Source organism: Herbiconiux sp. 320_LB, from assembly GCF_059691755.1.
Map to the genome: position 1 here is coordinate 477,386 of NZ_JCAWAD010000003.1, position 20,548 is coordinate 497,933.

At 71.4% G+C, this 20,548-nt stretch carries 18 protein-coding genes; 3 read left to right on the forward strand and 15 right to left on the reverse strand.

Going from position 1 to position 20,548, the window contains the following annotated elements:
• Nucleotides 1-52 precede the first annotated feature (52 nt).
• From AC59HU_RS10185 to AC59HU_RS10255, 15 genes are all read right to left on the reverse strand, one after another.
• Nucleotides 53-400 carry an MmcQ/YjbR family DNA-binding protein gene (locus tag AC59HU_RS10185; protein ID WP_497223268.1) on the reverse strand — a complete coding sequence of 116 codons (348 nt, stop codon included), beginning with the start codon at nt 398-400 and terminating at the stop codon, nt 53-55.
• 20 nt (nt 401-420) lie between these two features.
• Nucleotides 421-1,863, reverse strand: coding sequence for an argininosuccinate synthase (argG, locus tag AC59HU_RS10190; RefSeq protein WP_497223269.1), 1,443 nt, complete (start codon nt 1,861-1,863; stop codon nt 421-423).
• A 173-nt stretch (nt 1,864-2,036) separates the two neighbouring features.
• Complete coding sequence (locus AC59HU_RS10195) at nt 2,037-6,647, reverse strand: S8 family serine peptidase (RefSeq protein WP_497223270.1); 4,611 nt, start codon at nt 6,645-6,647, stop codon at nt 2,037-2,039.
• 138 nt (nt 6,648-6,785) lie between these two features.
• The gene (locus tag AC59HU_RS10200; protein ID WP_497223271.1) at nt 6,786-7,913 is read right to left on the reverse strand and encodes a helix-turn-helix transcriptional regulator; all 1,128 of its coding nucleotides are present in this window, start codon (nt 7,911-7,913) and stop codon (nt 6,786-6,788) included.
• Between the two features lie 175 nt (nt 7,914-8,088).
• A complete protein-coding gene (locus AC59HU_RS10205; RefSeq protein WP_497223272.1) occupies nt 8,089-8,415 on the reverse strand; it encodes a DMT family transporter in 327 nt (108 codons plus the stop codon).
• Nucleotides 8,412-8,789 (reverse strand): DMT family transporter, encoded by a 378-nt coding sequence (locus tag AC59HU_RS10210; protein WP_497223273.1) that lies wholly within the window; start codon nt 8,787-8,789, stop codon nt 8,412-8,414. Before AC59HU_RS10210 ends, AC59HU_RS10205 begins: the two co-directional genes overlap by 4 nt.
• Nucleotides 8,790-8,924: 135 nt before the next feature.
• A complete protein-coding gene (locus AC59HU_RS10215) occupies nt 8,925-9,701 on the reverse strand; it encodes an SDR family NAD(P)-dependent oxidoreductase (RefSeq protein ID WP_497223274.1) in 777 nt (258 codons plus the stop codon).
• Between the two features lie 35 nt (nt 9,702-9,736).
• On the reverse strand, nt 9,737-10,546 hold the full coding sequence (locus AC59HU_RS10220) for an SDR family NAD(P)-dependent oxidoreductase (protein WP_497223275.1): 810 nt from the start codon (nt 10,544-10,546) through the stop codon (nt 9,737-9,739).
• A gap of 41 nt (nt 10,547-10,587) precedes the next feature.
• Entirely contained in the window at nt 10,588-11,166 is a 579-nt protein-coding gene (locus AC59HU_RS10225; protein ID WP_497223276.1) for an amino acid synthesis family protein, read from the reverse strand.
• Nucleotides 11,163-12,161: a nucleoside hydrolase gene (locus tag AC59HU_RS10230; RefSeq protein WP_497223277.1), complete on the reverse strand. Its 999-nt coding sequence runs from the start codon at nt 12,159-12,161 to the stop codon at nt 11,163-11,165. Before AC59HU_RS10230 ends, AC59HU_RS10225 begins: the two co-directional genes overlap by 4 nt.
• A 1-nt stretch (nt 12,162) precedes the next feature.
• Nucleotides 12,163-13,107, reverse strand: a complete 945-nt coding sequence (locus AC59HU_RS10235; protein ID WP_497223278.1) for an ABC transporter permease — start codon at nt 13,105-13,107, stop codon at nt 12,163-12,165.
• Entirely contained in the window at nt 13,104-14,201 is a 1,098-nt protein-coding gene (locus tag AC59HU_RS10240; protein WP_497223279.1) for an ABC transporter permease, read from the reverse strand. Before AC59HU_RS10240 ends, AC59HU_RS10235 begins: the two co-directional genes overlap by 4 nt.
• Nucleotides 14,198-15,706 (reverse strand): ABC transporter ATP-binding protein, encoded by a 1,509-nt coding sequence (locus AC59HU_RS10245; RefSeq protein ID WP_497223280.1) that lies wholly within the window; start codon nt 15,704-15,706, stop codon nt 14,198-14,200. The genes AC59HU_RS10240 and AC59HU_RS10245 overlap by 4 nt, the downstream gene beginning before the upstream one ends.
• A gap of 46 nt (nt 15,707-15,752) precedes the next feature.
• Nucleotides 15,753-16,796, reverse strand: coding sequence for a BMP family lipoprotein (locus AC59HU_RS10250; RefSeq protein WP_497223281.1), 1,044 nt, complete (start codon nt 16,794-16,796; stop codon nt 15,753-15,755).
• A gap of 61 nt (nt 16,797-16,857) precedes the next feature.
• On the reverse strand, nt 16,858-17,697 hold the full coding sequence (locus tag AC59HU_RS10255) for an alpha/beta fold hydrolase (protein ID WP_497223282.1): 840 nt from the start codon (nt 17,695-17,697) through the stop codon (nt 16,858-16,860).
• A gap of 161 nt (nt 17,698-17,858) precedes the next feature.
• On the opposite strand from AC59HU_RS10255, the gene AC59HU_RS10260 reads away from it, so the two are divergent.
• The 3 genes from AC59HU_RS10260 to AC59HU_RS10270 are packed head-to-tail and all read left to right on the forward strand — an operon-like array spanning nt 17,859 to nt 20,525.
• Nucleotides 17,859-18,539: a GntR family transcriptional regulator gene (locus AC59HU_RS10260; RefSeq protein WP_497223283.1), complete on the forward strand. Its 681-nt coding sequence runs from the start codon at nt 17,859-17,861 to the stop codon at nt 18,537-18,539.
• A gap of 55 nt (nt 18,540-18,594) precedes the next feature.
• The gene (locus AC59HU_RS10265; protein ID WP_497223284.1) at nt 18,595-19,509 is read left to right on the forward strand and encodes a polysaccharide deacetylase family protein; all 915 of its coding nucleotides are present in this window, start codon (nt 18,595-18,597) and stop codon (nt 19,507-19,509) included.
• On the forward strand, nt 19,506-20,525 hold the full coding sequence (locus AC59HU_RS10270; RefSeq protein WP_497223285.1) for an asparaginase: 1,020 nt from the start codon (nt 19,506-19,508) through the stop codon (nt 20,523-20,525). The genes AC59HU_RS10265 and AC59HU_RS10270 overlap by 4 nt, the downstream gene beginning before the upstream one ends.
• The last annotated feature ends 23 nt before the right edge of the window (nt 20,526-20,548 follow it).

Sequence of the window (20,548 nt, forward strand, 5' to 3'; positions counted from 1 at the left end):
CTAGGGAACCGGCCTGGAAAAGTGCCCAGACCCCTCGCGTGGGCGACCCTGCTCAGGGCCGCTTGGCGCGCGGCAGGCCGGCGACGACCTGATCGTAGGAGTTCACGATGAGGTCGCGGACGAGCTCGGGATCGGCGTCCGGCGTGAGGCTCACGGTGATCCAGTGCCGCTTGTTCATGTGGTAGCCGGGTGCGATCCACCGATGGTCGCGCACCAGCGCCTCGCCGAAGGCGGGCTGCGCCTTGAGGGTGATGCTCACGACGTCCCCGTCGAGCGGCGTGATGGCGAACACCTTGCCCACCACCTTGGCGACGGCGGTCTCGGGCCCGAACGGCCGTTCATCCGTCGTGGCGGGCAGCCCCGCACACACCTCGAGCAGCTCCTCCCGACCCAGCGTCATGGCGAACCCCCTGCCGGCAGCTAGTCAGTCCCGGCGTCGAACGCCGCACCCTCCGAGGCCAGGTCGGTCGCCCGGTCCAGCGCATCCGCCGCCGCGGTGGGCGACACCGTGGGGTCGAGGATCTCGCTGGCCTCGCCGACCTCGAGCTCGCCGACGAGCTCGGCGGTCGCGCCGCCGATGATGCCCGCGGCGGCGTACTGCTCGAGCCGCGAGCGGGAGTCGGCGATGTCGAGGTTGCGCATGGTGAGCTGGCCGATGCGGTCCTGGGGGCCGAAGGCGGCGTCGCCGACGCGCTCCATCGAGAGCTTGTCGGGGTGGTAGCTGAGCGCGGGGCCGGTGGTGTCGAGGATCGTGTAGTCGTCGCCGCGGCGCAGGCGCAGGGTGACCTCGCCGGTCACGGCGGAGCCGACCCAGCGCTGGATGGACTCGCGCAGCATCAGCGACTGCGGGTCCAGCCAACGGCCCTCGTACATCAGCCGGCCGAGGCGACGGCCCTCGGTGTGGTAGTTCGCGACCGTGTCCTCGTTGTGGATGGCGTTGAGCAGGCGCTCGTAGGCGATGTGCAGCAGGGCCATGCCGGGGGCCTCGTAGATGCCGCGGCTCTTGGCCTCGATGATCCGGTTCTCGATCTGGTCCGAGACGCCGAGGCCGTGGCGGCCGCCGATCGTGTTGGCCTCGAGAACGAGGGCGACCGCATCCGGGTACTCGACGCCGTTGAGGGCGACGGGCCGGCCGGCCTCGAAGCGCACCGAGACGACCTCGGTCGCCACCTCGACGTCGTCGCGCCAGGCGGCGACGCCCATGATGGGCTCGATCAGGTCGAGCCCGGCGGAGAGCTCCTCGAGCTTCTTGGCCTCGTGGGTGGCTCCCCAGATGTTGGCGTCGGTGCTGTACGCCTTCTCGGTGGAGTCGCGGTAGGGGAAGCCGCGCGCGACGAGCCACTCGCTCATCTCGGTGCGGCCGCCCAGCTCGCCCACGAACGCGGAGTCGAGCCAGGGCTTGTAGATGCGCAGGCGCGGGTTGGCGAGCAGGCCGTAGCGGTAGAACCGCTCGATGTCGTTGCCCTTGTAGGTGGAGCCGTCGCCCCAGATGTCGACGTCGTCCTCCTTCATCGCCCGCACCAGCATGGTGCCGGTGACGGCGCGGCCGAGCGGGGTGGTGTTGAAGTAGGTCTTGCCACCGGAACGGATGTGGAAGGCGCCGCACTGCAGGGCCACCAGCCCCTCCTCGACCAGAGCGCTCTTCGCGTCGACCAGTCGCGCGACCTCGGCACCGTACTCGTGCGCTCGGGCCGGGACCTTGTCGATCTCGGGCTCGTCGTACTGGCCGATGTCGGCCGTGTAGGTGCAGGGAACCGCACCCTTCTCGCGCATCCAGGCGACCGCACAGGAGGTGTCGAGCCCTCCGGAGAAGGCGATGCCGACGCGCTCGCCGACGGGGAGACTGCTGAGAACCTTGGACATGAGAAAACCCTAACGCGCCCGCACCCCCGGCTCGCACCGCCCGGGCCCGCCCCTTCTGTCCCTCCCCCGTCCGCCCGGCCTCCGACTGTCGCCGATCCGTCACGTGTTGTCGCTATCGGGCTTCCGAAGCGACAACACGTGACGGATGGCGGACAGGAGGAGGGAGGGAGGGGTCAGGCGCGACGAGCGCGGTTGCGTCGGAGCAGGATCACCGCTCCGCCGAGGGACAGCAGCAGCACCGCGATCCCGATGCCGGGGAGGGCGGCCGCGCCGGTCGACGCGAGGTCGCCGGTGTGGGCCGCATCCGCCCCCGTGCCCGAGCCGTCACCCGGGCCGCCCGGGGCCCCAGGGCCGCCCGGGGCGCCCGGAGCCCCAGGGCCACCCGGGGCGCCCGGGGTCCCCGGATCCGCCGGCGCTCCGGGGTCGGCCGGCGACCCCGGGTCGGCCGGGTCGACGACCGGCTGCAGCATCGACAGCTCGAGCGCCTGCGCGTAGATCAGGCGGTGCGACGTGCGCTGCATGTCCGGCGTCAGCACCTCGTAGAAGGCCCGGGTCCAGATCGGCTCGTCCTCCGGCACCTGCAGCGTGCGCTCGACGACCGGCCCGACCTCCGTGACCACCGGATGCGCGATCGACTCGGTGTAGAACAGACCGCTGCGGAAGCTCGACCCGATTCCCGCGGAGAAGGTGAAGCCGCCGCTCCACGCCTCGTACCGATTGCTGAAGGTCATCGAGATCGGCTTCCCCGGCTCCGCCGCCGACGGCACGTCGCGGAAGGTCGCCCACCAGTCCTGGGAGATGTGCGGTTCCGCGGCGCATCGCGCCGGCCCGGTGTTGAGGTACCCCGCGATCACCTTCCCGTCGGGGCGGACCAGCTCGACCGAGGTCGCCGCGGTCATGTCGAAGGTCGTGTCGACGTCCTTGCCGTTGGTCCGCACCGTCGAGAACACGACCGGGCCGCTGCAGAGCTTGTAGCGCAGCGTCAGCTCGACGGAGTCGCCGGAGGGATTGAGGTAGACGAGGTCGGCGAGGTCCGCGTCGTCCGGGTTCTGCGTGATCGACGCCTCGCCCGGCGCGTGCGCCAAGATCGTGAAGGAGTACTGCACGTGCTGGCTCAGCGAGCCGTCGGGGCCGACCGCCCACGCATCCGACGTCCAGACGCCCGGTGCGACCGCGACCCGCGACGAGAGCACGGAGTCCGCCGAGAACGTCGGGTCGACGTCGACGGGCACCATCTCGTCGAGCACCGTGCCCGTCGATCCGCGGAGCGTGACCTTCAGGGTCCCGGTTCCGGCGACCAGGGTCTCGACCGCCACGCTGGCGGCACCATCGGTGTCGTACTGGGCGTTCTCGATCTGCTGGAAGACGAGCATCGAGGCGATGGTCAGCGTGGCGCGGGCGGTGAGGCCCCGGGTGACCAGGGTCACCAGGTGGTCGCCCAGGGCGATGTCGGCAGGCAGCCGGAACGCGCGGTCGGCGGTGCCGTCGGCCGAGCCGAGGCCGCTCGCCACCACCTGGCCGTCGAGCGCGATCTGATAGGGATCGCCCGGCACGATGCCGCTCGCCCGGAAGCCCACATCGGTGCCCGGCCGGGTGGTCGAGCGGTCGATGAGGAGGGACGGATCGCCCGGCACCGGGGCCGCGGGAGCGCCCGGGGTCGTCACCGTGACGTTCGTGCTGCGGCCGGTCTGGCCGAAGCCGACGCGGCCGAGGTAGGTCGCGCCCGGCTCGAGCCCGGACCAGGACACCTCCTCGGTGGCCGGCTGCCCGAGGGTCGTCTGGAGCGTCTCGGGGTTCAGCGTGAGCGAGCCCGCCGTCGTCGACGACCCGAGCTGGTAGTTGGTCAGCGAGTAGCCGAGGTCGCCGGTGCCCGAGTAGAAGTCCACGTCGAGCACGTAGACCCCTGGGTCCAACGCCGGCACGTCGAGGGTCTCCCCGGCGTTCGGGGTGGCGCTGGAGGACAGCGGGAGACCCGTCTGGTAGTCGTAGCGCGAGAGGTACAGGTCCAGATCCGCGGTCGGATCGTCGCTCGTCAGCACGAAGCGCGACAGGGTGGTGCCCTCGGGCACCGTCACGAGGTGGCGGTCGTGCGCCGCACCGGCGCGACCGCTCCCGCGGACCGTGCTGCCCTCGGCGAGCCCCGCCTTGGTCAGCGGGATCTCGCCGGTGCTGCCGACCGCGACCGGGATGGCGACGGAGCCGTCGGTGCCCTCCCCGGCGACCTCGTGCGGCACCGAGAGGGAGATCGGGCGCACCGCGAGCGGCGTGGTGACCGTCTGCCCGGTCGCGTCATCCGACCACCGGAGCGTGCCCGTCACGAACTCGTCGAGCGGCGCATCCGTGCGGGTGAAGGTGACCGTGTAGTCCTGCGTCTCACCGGCGGCGCCGAAGGTCAGCGTCGAGGGCGAGACGACCACGTCGACGCCCGGGATGTCGACGGGCGCCGCCGTGAAGGAGCCGGCGCGCGTCGAGGTGACCGTCCGCGTGACGGTCTCGCTGCCCGCGAGGCCCCCGACGCTGATCGAGGCGAGGTTGAGCTCCGAGGGGTCGACCGTGTCGACGCCCAGGTCGAGGCCCGTGACCGATTCGGCGTAGCCGTACCAGTCGGCCGGACCGTTGAGGTAGAGCAGGCCCGGGTCGAAGTACCGCGTGGGGTCGATCTGACCGGCACCCTGCGCGAAGGGGTCGCTGACCCCGTCGCCGGCAGCATCCACCGTGTCGTGGGCGGTCGTCATCATCGCCGACTTGATCTCGTCGGGGGTGGCATTCGGATGCTCGCCCAGGTACAGAGCGGCGAGTCCGGCCACGTGGGGCGAGGCCATCGAGGTGCCGGAGAGCAGCGCGTACCGGCCGGCCTCACCCGGGGCGTTGGCGTAGGCGGCGAGGATGGCGACGCCGGGAGCGGCGATGTCCGGCTTCAGCAGGTCGCCGCCGTCGGCGAGGATCGGACCGCGCGAGGAGAATCCGGCCACCTGGGGCGTCGCGGGCGAGGGCAGGCCGGCCGTGTTGCCGTCCTGGAGGGTGACCGTGGCGCCGGTGGTCGCGGCGTAGTCGTGGAGCAGACCGAACGACTCGGCGTCGACGTGCACGGTCGGCACCGAGTGGGTGTCGAGGTCGATCGAGCTGGGGGTGGCGTTCACCAGCACCACGCCGATACCGCCGGCGCGGGCGACCTCGGCCGACTTGGCGACGCGGTCGACGACCCCGCGGTCGCAGAGCACGACGAGCCCGGCCGTCTTGGCGGGGTCGAGTGCGCCGGGCCCGCAGAGCTGCGGATCCTCGGCTCCGGCGGCGGCGACCGCGGCGGCCTCGACGAGCCGGCCGGTGACCGGCTCGTCGGCCGGGACCGTGATCGAGCCGCCGAGCACGACCCGGCCGTCGCCCAGGCGCACCGTGGCCTCGTAGGAGGGGATGGTGGTGGCGGCGACCGTGGTGATCCAGGGCGAGGCGTTGTCGGCGGTGGACGGGTCGGCCCCGTCGTTGCCGGCCGAGGCGGCGACGAACACGCCGACCGCGGCGGCGTTGAGGAAGGCCTGGTCGGTGGCGGAGATCGTGGTCTGGGCCGCTCCGCCGCCGATCGAGAAGTTGATCACGTCGACGCCGTCGGCGACGGCCGCGTCGATCGCCGCGAGCAGGTCGCCGGTCTGGCAGCCGTCGTCGCCCTCGGTCGGGCCGGTCCAGCAGGCCTTGTACATCGCGATCCGGGCGCCGGGCACGACGCCGGAGATGGCGCCGAACTCGCGACCGGCCACCGTCGCATCCACCCCGGCGTCGCCGGCAGCGGTGCTGGAGGTGTGCGAGCCGTGTCCGCTGCCGTCGCGGGGAGAGAGGTACTCACCGCGGTCGCGGCCGATCGAATCCGCGCCGTAGCTGTCGACGAAGTAGCGCGCGGTGACGAGCTTGGTCGAGCAGTCGCCCGCCGTGAAGCCCTCGCCGGTCTCGCAGGCGCCGCGGAAGGTTGTGCCGTCGGCCTTGTCGAAGACGATCCGGTCGCCGTCCAGGTAGGGCGCCGCACCCGCCGCGGTTGTGAGGGGGTCGCCGGCGAAGGAGGCGTTCTCGGGCGCGATCCCGCTGTCGATCACGCCGATGACGATGCCGTCGCCCGCGTGGTCGACGCCGCCGGTCTGCTGCCAGACGCCGTCCGGGCCGGAGAGGCCGAGGAAGTCGGTGGACGAGGTGGCCTGCAGATGAAGCAGCTCGTCGGGGATGACGGCCGAGACGCGCGGATCACGGGCGAGCGTGGCCGCCTGGTCGGCGGTCAGCGCGCTGGAGAAGCCGTTGGTGGTGACCGTGTACGAGGTCGTGATCGAGGCGCCGACCGAGTCGGCCAGCGACTGCTGCTCGTTCGTGAGGTACGAGGTGTAGTCGACCGACCGGCGCGACTGCAGGTCGAGCTCGTCGCCAGGCGCGGGCTGGGTCGCGGGCAGCTTCGCCAGGCCGCCGCGGTACCCGGCGACGGCGTCGTCGCGGAGGGTCACGATGTAGCGGCCGTCGGTGTAGTCGGTGTCCGGGGTGGCGGATGCCGGCGCGGCGGCGGATGCGGCGGCGGATGCGTCTGCCGCGGCGGGTGCACCGGCGGATGCGGATGCGGCGACGGCCGACGCCGCCGCCGAAGCGCCGAGCGGGGCGGCGGAGGCACCTCCGGCCCCGGCGACCGCGGCCGCGGAGGCGAGCAGGGCGACGGTGGCCGCGGCGAGCAGGCGGGAGTGGAGCGGACGGAGCCGGGGGCGCGCGGTCGCAGTGCGACGTGCGGAGGGGTGTGGTGCCGGAGGAAGCGTGTTCACGAGATCCCTTGGTCGATGGTCGGCGTGCAGTCGTCCAATTCTGGGGATCCCCGAACGGGGGGTGTTGGCCGAGATCGGCCAACGGCCGCAACCGGCCAGGGTCGGAAACGTGATCGTTACACGCGGGCAATCTGCGGCTTACAACCAGCCCCGTCGGCCCGCTTCCAGCCCCGCCTGAAAGCGGGTGGTCGCCTCGAGCTCGGCCATCAGCTCCTGGCTGCGTCGGCGCAGGGTGCGGGGCGAGATCTGGAGCTGGCGGGCGATCGCGTCGTCTTTCATCCCGACTGCCATCAGGGCGAGCAGGGCGCGCTCCTCGGGCGTCGGGAGGCGGGTTCGGCCGGCGCCCGCGATCGGCCCCTCGGGCACGATCGGCGAGAAGCGCGCCGCGTGGGGCGTCGTCGCCTCGCGCCGGGCCGAGTTGGCCGAGCCGGCCCCCGCATCCGAGAGGTCCGGCTCGTCCGAGAGGTCCGGCTCGTCCGGGCGGGCGAGGTCCTGACTGCGCGCCTCGGCCAGCGGCAGCGAGCGCGCCCAGTGGAACTCGAACAGCTGGCGCAACGCATCGATCAGCGGAACGGATGAGGTCACGAGCGCCGAGATCCGCCCGGGCTCGAGGGTGAGCGAGACGAGCGCGTCGCGACCGTCGACGATGGCCAGCTTGACCGGCAGTTCGGGGGCGATCCGGGCTTGTTCGCCCTGCTCGGCCAGCTGGGCGACCTCCTCCCAGGTGGTGCCGTCGTCGAAGCTCTCGATCGTGTAGATGGCCCGCCACTGCACGCCCCGGTCGAGCGCGATGGCCTCGACCGGGTCGAGCGAGGCCGAGACGTAGGGCGGCCGGTCGAAGGCGAGGAACTCGGTGCGCGCCTGGTGCTGCAGGCGGGTGTACCAGGCGGCGACCGCGTCCGCGTCGGTGAGGATGCTCGTCTGGGTCTGGTCGATCCCGGTCGGCGGCACGCGCTCGAAGATCTCGACCAGGCGGGGCAGGGCCTCGCGCAGTCGCTGCACCTGGTCGCCCATCCGGTCGGCGATGGCGCGCAGGGAGTAGCCGGGGTCGACGGCCGCGTACTCCCGCTCCTGCCCCTCCAGGCGCGAGGCGAGCCCTTGCTCGCGCAGATTCTCGAGGATGGCCGAGGCGGCGGGAACGCCGAGCCCGAACCGCTCGGCCGCGTGGGCGGCGGTGCCGCGCCCTTGCGCCAGGAGGTCGAGGTACACCCGCTCGCTCATCGGGTCGAGCCCGGCTCCGTCGAGCGCCAGAGGTTCGTCAGCCACCCCTCCAGCGTACGGCCGCGCCCCGCCCCGCCTTCCGTCAGACGTCGAGAACGAGCCGCCCCCGCGCCCGCACCGACTGTCCGCGACCCGTCACTTGTTGTCGCTATCCGGGCCACGAAGCGACAACACGTGACGGGTCGCGGACCGTGGGTGGAGCGGGCGGGGGCCGGTGGGGTCAGACGGGCTGGGCTCCGAGTTCTATGAGGAGGACTCCGCCGGCGATGAGGACGACTCCGAGGCCCATGAGGGCGGTGAGGGGCTCCTTGAAGAGGATGCGGGCGGCCACCGCGGTCAGCGCGACCCCGGCCGCGGCCCAGATCCCGTAGGCGACACCCACCGGCATCCCCTCGGCGAGCGCGCCGCTCAGACAGAGGAAGGCGACGACGTAGGCCACGGCGACGACCGGGATCCAGGCCTTCTTGCGGAAGCCCTCGGATTGCCGCAGCGCCAGCGTGCCCGAGACCTCGAGCAGGATGGCACCCGCGAGGAAGAGGTAGCTCACGAGGGGTCCCCCTCGGTCTCTGCCGAGGAGCTCACACCGGCAGCCGCAGCCTGCGCCCGCTGCGATCCGATCTCGACGAGCAGCACGCCCGCCACCACGACGACGATCCCGAGCCCCATCAGCCACGTCAACGGCTCACCGAAGATGAGGAACGCGGCGACCGCCGTCAGCACCACCCCACCGGCGCCCCAGATGCCGTAGGCGACCCCGATCGGCATCCCGAGCCGCAGCACGACCACGAGCAGGGCGAACGCCGCCAGGTACCCGACGGCCACGCCGACCACCCAGGCCGGATGCTCGAGCGACGCCCGAAGCGACAACGTCGCCCCCACCTCGGTGAGGATCGCGCCCACCAGCGCCGCCCATCTGATCACAGCCGCCATCCTCGCAGACCCACCCGTGCAGCGACCAACGCACACCGTGCAGCACACGACGAGCGACGAGCGAACAGACCTCCGGACCGCCCGGCCTCCGCCCGGCCAGCCAGCTGGCCAGCCAGCCAGCGCCCCCTACCCGCCCCTGACCAGCAACCGCCCACCGTCGACCACGAGGCACTGCCCGGTGACGAACCCGGCCTCCTCACTGGCGAGGTAGTGGTACGCGTTCGCGATGTCGGCCGGCGACCCGACCCGCCGCACCGGCTGGGTGCGGCCCGTCTGAGCCACCCCGGCCGCCCCGAGCGAGTTGACCCCGTCGAGGGTCTGCGGGGTCTCGATGATGCCCGGGGCGATCGCGTTGACCGTGATGCCGTCCGCGCCGACCTCGGCCGCGAGCGAGTGCACGATGCCGAGGATGCCGGCCTTCGCCGCCGAGTAGTGGATGTGCTCGCTCCAGGCCTCCATCGAGCCCGCCGTCGAGCTGGTCGCCAGCAGCCGCCCGTAACCCGCCGCGCGCATCACCGGGAGTGCGGCGCGGAAGGTGCGCCACACCCCGGCCAGATCGACGTCGAGCAGATCGTTCCAGGTCGCGTCGTCGAGCTCGGCCGAGGGCACCCGGCGGGCGATCGCCGCGTTCGCGACCACTATGTCCAGTCGCCCGAACTCCTCGGTCGCCGTGGCGACGAGGCCGTCCACGTCGGGGGTCGAGCGCACGTCGACGTGGCGCACGACGACCCGCGCGCCCGCCTCCTCGACCGCGGCGCGGACGCCCTCGATGTCGTGGCCGTCCGGGTCGTAGGCGGCGAGCACGAGGTCCGCCCCCGCCTCGGCGAAGCGACGTGCGGTCGCCGCGCCGATCCCGGATGCCGCGCCCGTGACGAGCGCGACCCTTCCTTCCAGTCCGAACATGTCCGTCCTTCCCTTCCCGCTGCGCGCACGCAGATTCAATAGGCGGTCCAGCCGCCGTCGACCATGAGCACGTGGCCGCTCACGAAGGTGCAGTCGTCCGAGGCGAGGAACAGGATGGCCCCCGCCACGTCCTCCGGCCGGCCCAGCCTCGGGAACGGCGTGCGCTTCAGCGAGAAGGCCGTCGCCTCGTCGACCTCGCCGGTCGCCAGGTACTCCCGCTCCCCCGGATGCGTCCCGGTCATGATCCGCCCGGGCGCGACCGCGTTCACGATCACCCCGTCGGCGGCGAAGTCGACGGCGAGCTGTCGGGTGAGATGGGCGACCCCCGCCTTGGCCACGGCATAGGTGACGGCGCCGGGCGGCGCCGTGAAGCCGAGCTGCGAGGAGACGTTCACGATCCGCCCGCGGACCTCGTCGATCGCCTCCTGCTCGCGCATCCGGCCGATCACCGCTTTGCACATCAGGAACTGCGAGCGCACGTTGAGGGCCATGTCGGCATCCCACTGCTCCTCGCTGGTCTCGAGGAGCGGAGCGAGGCCGAAGACGCCGGCGTTGTTGACCACGACGTCGATGCGCCCCGTGATCCGGGCCGCCTCGTCGACGAGGGCCTCGACGTCGGCCGATCGCGTCACGTCGGCGCGCCGGAAAGTCGCGGCGCCGCCACCGGAGCCGATGAGCTCGGCGGTCGGCAGCTGGCCCGGCAGCGCCTCCCGGGGTTCGGGGTGGAGATCGCTCACGACGACGTGGGCTCCCTCCCTGGCCAGCCGCAGCGCCGTCGCCCGCCCGATCCCGGAGGCGCCTCCGGTCACGACCGCGACCCGGCCGGCGAGGCGCGAACCGGTCACCGCGAAGCTCTCGGCGCTCCCCGACGCAGTCGACCCGACACTCATCGGAGCCCGCCGCCGCTGATCTCGGCCGCCGCCAGACCGCCCACCCGGTGGTGGACGCGGGGACCGGTCGCGACCGCCACGACGACGAAAAGCTCACCGGGCCTCGGCGCATCCGGAACGCTGATCGTCACCGAGTCGTAGTGCGAGCGCACGTAGAGCGCATCCTTGTGCGCCAGCGGCACGTCGAGCGCCGCCCCCGCCGACGCCGACTTCGTCGTCGACGAGATCCACGCCTCGCCCCCGCCGATCGCGTCGCGGAAGGCGTCGCCGAAGACCGTCGTGACACAGGCGACCAGGTGCTCCTGCTCGCCGTCGAGGCCGGCGATTCCGCCCTTGCCGTAGCTCTCGACCGGCCGGCCGCCGAGCAGCGCGGCGGCGCGCTCGCCGAGGGCTGTGCCGAGCTCGGCGCTGGGCAGGGTGAGCGCCGACAGGTCGTCGACACGCTGACCGGCGAACGGGTTCTCGATCACGACGCCGACGGCCGCCTTGATCAGCGGCGGGCCGGAGGGCTCTCCCCCGTCGTGACGGATCTCCTCGACGTGGCTGACCCACTTGCGGATGCGGTACTCGCTCATTCCTGTTCCTCACTCGTTGTGGTGTGCGTCCGTCCGAAGCCTTCGAGGGCCGCGACCAGGAGGTCGGGGAAGTCGCCGGCGGTCACCAGCGCGACGCGGCAGTTGCCGTCCGCCTGGTCGGGGAAGCCCTTCCAGCGCCCTCGGGTGTCGCAGATCGTGGCGCCGCGGCCCGGGCCGTCCGTGCAGTCGACCTCGACGCCCAGGAGCGGGAACACCGAGGGGACGACCTCTCCGGTGAGCACCCCGGCGGCGACCGCGTCATGACACGGCGAACAGCGCCGGCCGTATGAGCTCATCCCGTAGTCGTTGAAGTAGAACTCGGTGGTGGCGGCGACGAAGCGGGTGACCGGGGTGTCGGCGGCGAGCAGCCGGCTGATGTGCTGCTCGGTGACCACCTCGGTCATCGTGACGTCGAGCGGCACGAGTACGGTCGGCCAGGCGGCCGTCAACACGGCCTGCGCCGCCTCGGGGTCGTGGATGATGTTCGCCTCGGCGGCGGGCGACTGGTTGCCGGCGACGTCGACCGCCCCGCCCATGATGACGACGTCGACGACCCGCGAGACGAGGTCGGGGATCTCGTCGAGCGCGTGCGCGAGATTCGTCAGGGGCGCAAGGGCGAGGATCCGGAGCGCGCCGGCGTACGCGGCCGACAGCCGGTCGATCAGCGCGACGGCCGACTCGTCGACGGGGGCGGTGCCGATCTCCCGGGGCAGCCCGGAGTCGCCGAGCCCGTCCGCGCCGTGCACGTGCGTCGCGAGGTAGGTCACCTCCCCGACCAACGGCTTCTCGGCCCCCACCGCGACGGGGATGTCGGCGCGGCCGGCCAGTTCGAGCACACGGATCGTGTTCACGGCGCACTGCGCCGCGGTGTTGTTGCCGAACACGGTCGTGATGCCGACGACCTCGATGTCGTCACGGCCGAGCAGGTACAGCAGGGCCATGGCGTCGTCGACGCCGGTGTCGCAGTCGACGAGGACGGGGGTGCGGTCGCTCATGTCAGCCTCTCGGGATGATCGCGGGCAGGAACGAGGTGTCGGAGACGTTGAACCTGTTCAGCCGGTACTGGCGGATGGACTGGAAGGCGAGCGCCAGGATCGTCGCCACGTAGGGCAGCGAGTGCAGCAGCTGCTGATCGATGATCCCGGCGCCCTGGAGCTGGATGCTCAGCGCCGTCGCGATGCCGAACAGCGAGGAGGCGATGATCGTGCCGCTCGGGGTGGCCCGGCCGAAGATGACGGCGGCGAAGGCGATGAAGCCCAGCCCGCCGGTCAGGTCGGAGTTGAACGACGCCACCGAGCTGAGCGACAGGTAGCTGCCGCCGATCCCCGCGGCCGCACCGCTGACCAGCAGCGCCGAGGTGCGGATGAGGGTGGGTTTGAGACCCGCGGCCTCGGCGGCCTCGTCCGACTCCCCGACGGCCTTGACGTGCACGCCCCAACGGGTGCGGTTCATCGTCACGGCTCCCGCGACGACGCCCGCGATCACGATGTAGAGCAGCACGCTCTGGTTCTCGAACGCCCGGCCGAGGATCGGCACGTCGGCGAGGGGGCCGAGCGGGATCCGCGGCAGCAGCGTCACCCCGGTCGGGGCGTAGGTGCCCGTCGACTGCAGCACGTTCTGCACGATCAGCAGGGTGAGACCGGTGGCGAGGAGGTTCGCAGCGATGCCCGCGATCAGGATGTCGCAGCGCAGCACGAAGGCGGCGAACGCGAGCAGTCCGGCGTACGCCATCCCCGCCACGATGCCGGCCAGCAGCCCCAGCCACGGCGTCCCGGTCGAGGCGCCCACCGCGATCGCGGCCAGCGACGAGATGAGCATCGTGCCGTCGAGCGCGATGTTCGTGGCGCGGGCCCGCTCGGCGAACATCCCGCCGATCGCCGTGATGATGATCGGGATGGTGCTGCTGAAGGCGAGTGAGAGGAAGTCGCTGATGACGTTCACGCCGCGCCCCCCTTCGAGCCGATCCGCTGACTGGTGATCAGGAGGATGAGGATGCCCTGCAGCACGAAGACGAGCGAGAACGGCACGTCCGAGACCGACTGCATCGCCGTCGCGCCGGTGATCAGCGAGGCGTAGAGCGCGGCGGCGACCAGGATCCCGAGGGGCCGCAGTCGCCCGATCAAGGCGACGGTGATGCCGAGGAACCCGTACTGCGGCGAGAACCCGTCGATGTAGGCGTGGGAGATCCCGAGGATCGCGAGACCGCCCGCGAAACCGGCGAGCGCGCCGGAGAGCAGCATCGAGTTGCGCAGGTACGACACCGAGCGGATGCCGAGGTACTCCGCGAAGGCGGGCTGGAGCCCGGAGACCTCCCCGCGCTTGCCCGAGCGGGTGCGGTCGAACCAGATCCACAACCCGATCGCCAGCAGCACGACGAGCACGAGCCCGACGTTGGCCTGGGAGGGCGGCAGGATCTGCAGCAGCCACACCGACTTGTCCAGCGGCGGCGTCTCGACGGCACCGGAGGTCGGGTCGCGGAAGTAGTTGTTCACCAGGAACAGCGCGAGGTCGACCGCGATGTAGTTGGCCATCAGGGTGGTGAGGATCTCGTTGGTCTTCCAGCGCACCCGGAGGATCGTGGGGATGAGGATCCACAGCGCGCCGGCGACCGAGGCGGCGGCGAGCGCCGCGATCTGGGCCAGGATGCCGCCGGGCACGTGCTGGGCGACGACCGCGGCCGTCAACCCGCCGAGCACGAGCTGGCCCTCGGTGCCGATGTTGAAGGCTCCGGCCCGGAAGCCCACGGTCGAGGCGAACGCGGCGGTCGCGAGGATGGTGGCGATGGCCAGCATGCTCCCGATGGAGTAGGGGTTCCGGAAGGTGCCCAGCACGAACGCCTGGAAGGCGACGAGCGGCTCGCTCGCGACGAAGAGCATGATGACGAAGCAGATCGCGATGCCGATGACCACGGCGATCACCGACTGGCGCAGTCCCAGCGGGACGACGCGGCGGGCGGAGGCGAGGAGGATGCCGGGCGCGCGGCGGCGCGCCGTCTCGGGCTCCCGCGACGGCTCCTGGGTGACGGGGGCGGTCATTCGTGGCCTCCCAGCATGGCGCGGCCGACTTCGGCCTCGGTCGGTCGGTGGTCGGAGAACTCGGCGACGATCGCGCCGGAGGAGATGACGAGCACGCGATCGGCGATCTGGGTGACCTCGTCGATCTCGCTGGAGACCAGCAGCACCCCGGCCCCGAGATCACGTTGGGCGACGAGACGCGAGCGCACGGCCGCGGTCGCGGCGATGTCCAGACCCCGGGTCGGTTCGGCGCACACCACGATGCTCGGCTTCTTGGAGAGCTCCCGCGCGAGCACCATCTTCTGGGCGTTGCCGCCGGAGAGCCGGCGGGCCAGTTGGCGGGGCGAGTTGGCCCGGACGTCGTACTCGGCCATCAGGCGTTTCGCGAGCGAGGCCATCCGGGCGGTGCTGACCAGCCGGCCCCCGACCTCCTCGGTATCGAGGTAGCCGATGGCGATGTTGTCCTGCACCGACCAGTAGCCGGCGAGGCCGCGCCCGTTCCGGTCCTCCGGCACGTGACCGAGTCCCGCGGCTCGGACCGCACCGGGATGCTTGCCCGCGGTGTCGATCCCGTTGACGACGATGCGGCCGGCACCCGGGCGCCGGAGCCCGGTGACGGCCTCCACCAGTTCGGTCTGCCCGTTCCCGGCGATGCCGAGGATGCCGACGATCTCGCCGGCCCGCACCTCGAACGACACGCCCTTGACGACCTCGAGGCCGCGCGCGTCGCGCACCTCGAGGTCGGAGACGCTCAACCGGGTCTCCCCCGGCGTGCCCCGTTCGACGGCGGAGACGACGTCCTGCTCCTTGCCGATGATCAGGGCCGCGAGGTCGGCGTTCGTCACGTCGGTGATCTTCTCGTGCGCCACCCGGCGGCCCTGCCGCAGGACGGTCACCTCGTCGGCCACCCGTCTGACCTCGGACAGGTGGTGGCTGATCAGGATGACGGCGAGCCCCCGCGCGGCGAAGCCCTCGACCACCTCGAAGAACCGGTCGGTCTCGGCCGGGGTCAGAACCGCGGTGGGCTCGTCGAGCACGAGGATCCGCACGTCCTGCGCGAGCGCCCGGAGGATCTCGACCCGCTGCTGCGCGCCCACCGAGAGCGAGCGCACCCGGTCGTTGGGCCGCACGTCCAGGCCGTACTCGGCGGAGAGCCGCTCGACCTCGCGCACCGCCGCGGCGGAGTCGACGAACGGGCCGCGATGGGGTTCGCGCCCCAGTGCGACGTTCTGGGCGACGGTGAGCGAGGGCACCAGCTTGAAGTGCTGGTGCACCATGCCGATCCCGAGCTCGAGCGCGCGGCGGGGCGACGACACGTCGACCGCAGTCCCGTCGATCTCGATCGTGCCGGCGTCCGGGTGCAGCAGCCCGAACAGGCAGTTCATGAGCGTGGACTTCCCCGCTCCGTTCTCACCCAGAAGAGCATGGATGCGCCCGGCGTGGATCTCGAGGTCGACGTGGTCCACGGCCGTCATCGGGCCGAAGGTCTTGACGATCCCCTTCATCGCGAGCAGTGGCGTTTCCATGGATATCGGGCCTTCCTGGTGGGAACGGAGCGGGTGCCTGGGCCGGCTAGAGGGCGGAGTCGACGGTGATCGTGCCGTCGATCACCTGCTGGCGGAGGTCGTCGACCTGCTTCTGGATGCTGTCGGGCACGAGCGCGTCGTTGAAGGCGATGCCGACACCGTCGTTGCTGATGTTGCCCGCGATCGTGGTGCCCATCTGCAGATCGCCCGCGGTGAACGACTTGATCGCGTCGAACACGGTGTTGTCGACCGACTTGATCGCGCTCGCCGGGGTGGAGTCCGGGTGGAGGTCGTTCTGGTCCGAGTCGGTGCCGATCGCGTAGCGGCCGCTGTCGGCGCCGGCCTGGAGGACGCCCAACCCGGCGGCTCCGGCCACCTGGTAGACGACATCGGCCCCGTCGTTGTACTGGGCCATGGCGATGTCATAGCCCTTCTGTGCGCTGGCGAAGTCGTTGATGAAGCGGACGTCCACCTGGATCGCGGGGTCGACCGCCTTCGCGCCCTGGGTGAAGCCGGTGATGAAGTCCTGGATGACCGGGATGTCCATTCCCCCGGCGACGCCGATCTTCCCGCTGCCGGTGGCGCGGGGGAACTCGCCCGGGTTCGTCGTGATCAGGGCGGCGAGCGCACCGACCAGGAAGGCCCCTTCGTTCTGGGCGTAGCTGATGCCCGTGACGTTGGAGCCGACGCTCGGCGAGTCGAAGATCAGGTACTTCTGGTCGGGGAACTGGGCCGCGACCTTCTCGAGCGTCGAGGCGATGACGGTGCCTCCGGTGACGATCAGGGAGTTGTCGCCGCTGGCCGAGGCCTCGGTGAGGTTGCGCTCCCAGGCGGGGGCGTCGTCGGCGCCGGCCTCGATGACCTTGACCTTGACGCCGAGTTCGTCGGCCGCCTTCTGCAGCCCCGCGTTGGCGGAGTCCATGAAGCTCTTGTCGCCGAGCTGGCCGCTGAGGGGCGCCGCGATGGTGACGTCGGATGCCGAAGCGGTCGAGTCGCCGCCGGTCGTGGACGAGCCGCTGCTGCAGGCCGCCAGGCCGAGCACGGAGGCGGTGGCGAGGGCCGCCGCCGCGAGGATTGCTTTGCGTCGCATGTGCTGGATCTCCTTGGTGTGTGTTGGTCGGGTTGTCGGTGCGTGTCGGGTGGTGCGCGGCTCAGGGGTGATTCGGAGCCGCCTGGCTCCTGAGGAAGCCGTTGACGAGGTCCGCGATCAGCTCGGGGGCCTCGATGTGCAGGTAGTGCTTGAGTCCGGGGACCACGACGAGCTCGGAGCCGGGGATGCGGGCCTGGATCGCCTCGGACATCCGGGGCGTCGAGCCACGGTCGTTCTCCCCCGTCACGAGCAGGACGGGCCGGCTGATCGCGCCCACCTCCTCGATCAGGTCTGTGGTGGCGAGCACCTCGTACGCCGCGGCGTAGGGCTCGCTCCGGTTGGACGCCACGATCTCGACCTCGGCGCCGACGGCCTCCGGGTTCTCCGCGGCGAAGCCGGAGGTGAACCAGCGGTCGACGCTGGCCGCTGCGACCTCGGCCGGATCGGTGCGGCGGATGTGCTCCAGACGCTGCAACGCCCGTACGCGCTCGGCTTCGGTGCGGCCCGCGATGGAATTGAGCAGCACCAGGGAGAGCACGCGCGCCGGGTCGGCGAGGGCGGCGGCCTGCGCGACGATCGCGCCGATCGAGAAGCCCAGCAGGTGGAACTCGGCGATGCCGAGCTCGTCGAGGAGCCGGAACAGATCGTCGACGAAGTCGTCGGCCGAGTAGGGCGGTCGCGGCGCCTCGGAGGAGCCGTGCCCCCGGTAGTCCGGCATCACCAGGGTGAAGCCCGGGTCCAGCAGCGGGGCGAGGCGGCTCCAGGTCGACGCCGAGCTGCCCACGCCGTGCAGGAGCACCACGATCTGCTCGCCGCCCTCGCGCACCCGGTAGGCGATTGAGGGCGTCGAGACACTGTGGCGGAGGGGCCAGAGGGAGTCAGGATCGGAAAGCTGTTGCATGGTACAGACGATTATGAAGTTGCCCGTGTGACGTGTCAAGACGGTCTTTTCGCCCCCAGGGAGCGGAAACAATCCCGAAATATCGCGGTTTTCAGATCGTTACTTGCATGCATCACCGATGGTCTTGACACTGTAGGGGCGCGATATCTAGGTTCGGTACCATGCATGAAGCCGTCGGGCGCACCCCGAGCATCCAAAGCCGCGTGGCCGACCGGGTCCGAGCGCTGATCATCGAGGGCGCCCTCGAATCCGGGTCCGCCCTTTCGGAGGTCGCGCTGGCCGAGGACTTCAAGGTCAGCCGCACGCCGGTGCGCGAGGCCTTGAAGCAGCTCCAGACCGAGGGCCTCGTCGTCATCCGTCCCCGCGTGGGCACCTTCGTGACCACGCCGTCGCGCCGGGAGATCAACGAGCTCTTCCACCTCAAGCAGCTCCTCGAGGGGTCGGCCGCCCGGCTGCTCGCCCTGCGGGGCGCGGTGCCCGAGCTCGACGCCCTGAAGCGCAATGTGACCCTCGCCGACGAAGCGGTCGCGCGCGGAGACGTCGACGGCTACGCCGCTCTCGTGCACGAGTTCCACGACCTGATCATCCGGGGCGCCGACAACGACAAGCTCGCGCAGCACTACCGGATGATGATGAACCAGCTGGCGTACACGCGGCTGGTGCAGACCTCGCTCTCGAAGCCGGGGCGGCTGATCGAGAGCGACGCCGAGCACCATCGCGTGCTCGAGATCATCCTGGCCAAGGACGCCAACACGGCCGAGCGCGTGATGCGCGAGCACGTGCGTTCGAGCCAGGAGGCGCTCATGGACGCCATGACCTTCCCTGACGAGCGCCGCCCCTGAACGTCCCGGCATCCCCGCCGTACCCGGTCCACCCATTCCCGTTGGAGGTAGGAAAGTGAAAGACATCAAAGTGAGCTTCGGCGTGGACGTCGACGCGGTCTCCGGCTGGCTCGGCTCCTACGGCGGTGAGGACAGCCTGCAGGACATCCAGCGCGGCCTGTTCGCCGGCGAGGTCGGTCTGCCACGCCTGATCCGGCTGTTCGACCGCTACGGCATCAAGTCGACCTTCTTCGCCCCGGGCCACTCGATCGAGACCTTCCCGAAGAGCATCGAGCTGGCGGTCGCCTCCGGCCACGAGATCGGAGCCCACGGCTACTCGCACGAGAACCCCCGCGACATGTCGGCCCAGCAGGAGCAGGACGTGCTGGCGAAGTCGATCGAGCTGATCGAGGGGGTGTGGGGGCGGAAGCCCACCGGGTACATCGCGCCCTGGGGCGAGATGACGACGATCACCGCCGACCTGCTGCTCCAGAACGGCTTCGAGTACGACCGCACGCAGGTGCTGCACGACTTCCAGCCCTTCTACGCCCGCACGGGCGACAGCTGGACCAAGATCGACTACACCAAGACGGCCGCGGAGTGGATGAAGCCGCTCGAGCGCGGAACCGAGATCCCCCTCGTCAGCCTCGCCTTCAACTGGTACCTCGACGACCTGCCCCCGATGATGTTCGTCAAGTCGAGCCCCAACAGCTACGGGTTCGCCAACCCGCGCCAGATCGAGGAGCTGTGGCGCGACCAGTTCGACTGGGTCTACCGGGAGTACGACTACGCCACGTTCCCCATCTGCCTGCATCCCGACGTCTCGGGCCGGCCGCAGGTGCTGCTGATGCTCGAGCGCCTGATCGAGCACATGTCCTCGTTCGAGGGTGTGAGCTTCGACACCTGCGAGAACCTCAGCCGCGACTTCCGCGCGCGGTACCCGTTCGAGACCGACAAGGCGTTCCCCTTCGACCGGGAGTTCACCGGGTGACCGGCCGGGCCCTGCCGGCACGGCTCGCCCTCTTCGCCCTGGGCGGCACGATCGCCGCCCCGGTCGATGCGGCCGGGCGCAACGCGAGCATGACGATGGATGCCGCGGACGTCGTCGGCGACCTCGGTGCCCGCGCGGGCCTCGCGGTCGACGCGGTCACCTTCCGTCAGGTCGCCTCGGCGAGCCTCGGTCTCGACGACGTGATCGAACTCGTGCAGGCGGCGGGGGCGGCGGTCGACGCGGGCGCGACGGGGGTCGTCGTGACCCTCGGGACGGACTCCCTCGAAGAGGTGGCGTTCGCCCTGGACCTGCTCTGGCCGCACGGCGTTCCGCTGGTGGTCACCGGGGCGATGAGGAACGCCGGTCTCCCCGGAGCCGACGGCCCGGCGAACCTGCTCGCCGCGCTGCGGGTCGCCGCGCATCCCGAGGCCCGGGAGCAGGGCGTGCTGGTCGTCATGAACGACGAGATCCACCTGGCCCGGTTCGCGCGGAAGGCGCACAGCTCCTCGGTCGCGGCGTTCGCCTCCGAGGGGATCGGCCCGGTGGGCTGGCTGGTCGAGGACAGGGTCCGCATCCCGGTGGTACGACGCCGCCGTCCGGCCGCACTCCGGCCGTCGAGTCGAACGGACGGCTCCGCGCCGACGCTTCCCCGGGTCGCGATCGCGCGGCTCTCGCTCGACGACGACCCGGACGGGATCGCCCGCGTCGCCGAGGGCACCGCAGGCCTGGTGGTGGAGGTGTTCGGCGCCGGTCATGTCTCCGCGGCCTCGATGCCGGTGCTCCGCGACCTGGCCGATCGACTACCGGTCGTCTTCGCGTCGCGCACCGGCGCCGGCGAGCTCTACCGCGCCACGGGCGACTTCCCGGGCTCGGAGCAGGACCTTCTGGCGGCCGGCCTGATCCCGGCGGGATCGCTCGACGGGCTGAAGTCCCGCATCCTGCTCAGACTGCTCCTGGCCGGAGGACACGGCAGGGAAGCGATCGCCTCCCGCTTCGCCGCCGAGTCGGGCGACTGAGCAGGCGGCGCGGCCGGACGGCC